Annotated in this window: 2 protein-coding genes; one reads left to right on the top strand and one right to left on the bottom strand. The window is 58.4% G+C overall.

Annotated features, from left to right (window positions below):
* Positions 1–131 precede the first annotated feature (131 nt).
* A complete protein-coding gene (locus IEX64_RS24245) occupies positions 132–587 on the bottom strand; it encodes a hypothetical protein (RefSeq protein WP_188824034.1) in 456 nt (151 codons plus the stop codon).
* 338 nt (positions 588–925) lie between these two features.
* Between IEX64_RS24245 and IEX64_RS24240 the strand changes: the two genes are divergently transcribed.
* Positions 926–1,336: IS5 family transposase (locus IEX64_RS24240; RefSeq protein ID WP_188824032.1), on the top strand; the 411-nt coding region annotated here is incomplete at its 3' end.

The raw sequence follows: 1,336 nt of genomic DNA, 5'->3' as shown, positions 1-1,336 counted from the left end.
CAAAACCTCGAGCGGATCTCCCTCCTTGCTCAGGGCCTCAAGGTGATCGCTCAAACTGAACAGGGACTTGGTATCCATGAATGGCCTCCGTGATCGCGCCCCTTCAATGAATCATCATACCCGCCAAAACGCTACCGGTTTTTGCGGGTCTCCAGCTCCAAACGATCAATGAGTTGCCCATTCAGGTAAACCCGTAGCATCGAAGATCGGCTCAGCGCTGCCTTGAACCCGGCCGGGAGGCTGGTCGTGAACCCCTTGCGATCGCCCGAAACCAAGCCTTTGCTGGCAAGGCTTTCAAACTTGGTATCGTCGAGGGCGAAGCTGACAGCATAGTCGGTATCACCGACCGCAGACCAGTTGCGATTACCTAGCGCCACTGTCTGTTCGCCGCTGGCAAATTCGAGAAAGGCGAGCATGCTGTTGCCCGGGCTTTCGTAATTCTTGGTAGCGCCACAGCTGTCCTCTCCGCGAATAACCACCCAACCTTGCACATCGGCGTAAACTTCTGCCCGCGCGGTAGAGGTCGACAAAGCAGCGAACATGGTCGCCAGCAATGCGGTCGCGCGCAGCCCTGCCACTCCGGTCATTTCCGAGTATCTCCTGTTCTGTGGGCTCATGCTATTTCTTGCCCGCCGTCTTCGTGGGCATTTTTTTGGCGCATCCGTTTTCACTGAACAAGAGCAAAGCAGACTTGCACTTGCAGGTGTGCGGCGCAGGTCAGTCTGGCATTCTGGACGACGCTTAAGGATCAACGCCGCATCGGCGAGGCTCGAGTGCAACGGGGAGTCAGTTACATTCGCTTTGCGGAGGCAGTCCCGATGCCGCCGCTACCCTTTTGGCTCGTGCCGGTTATTCATGCGAGCGGCTTTGTTGCGCAAATACCCGAGGGATTCCGTTTGTAAATCCAGTTGGTTAAGGGGCGGAGATGAGCAAACCGCCCAGGGCCCGCTACCGCACGACAAACTGGAAGTCCTATAACGCAGCGCTGGCGCAGAGAGGTTCGCTTCGGGTTTGGTTTGATCCGGGAATGCAGTGGTTGTCCGCGCCGACCGGCAAGCGGGGGCGACAGCCTATGTTCTCGGATGCCGCGATCCAAGCCTGCCTCACGTTGAAGGGTGTGTTCAAGCTGCCTTTGCGCCAGACCACCGGCATGGTCGCAAGTCTTCTCGAGATGGCAGGGCTTGATTGGCCAGTGCCGGATTTCAGCACCCTGAGCCGAAGGCAGAAGACCTTGCTTGTCGAGATCCCCTGCCAGCCCCGTTCCGGGCCGTTGCACCTGCTGATCGACAGCACGGGCATCAAGGCCGTTGGAGACGGGGAATGGTGCAGGCGCAAG

The organism is Novosphingobium indicum (assembly GCF_014645195.1).
Lineage (GTDB): Bacteria > Pseudomonadota > Alphaproteobacteria > Sphingomonadales > Sphingomonadaceae > Novosphingobium > Novosphingobium indicum.
The sequence above is the reverse complement of the archived record's forward strand: the minus strand, read 5'-3'. Positions and strand labels throughout refer to the sequence as shown.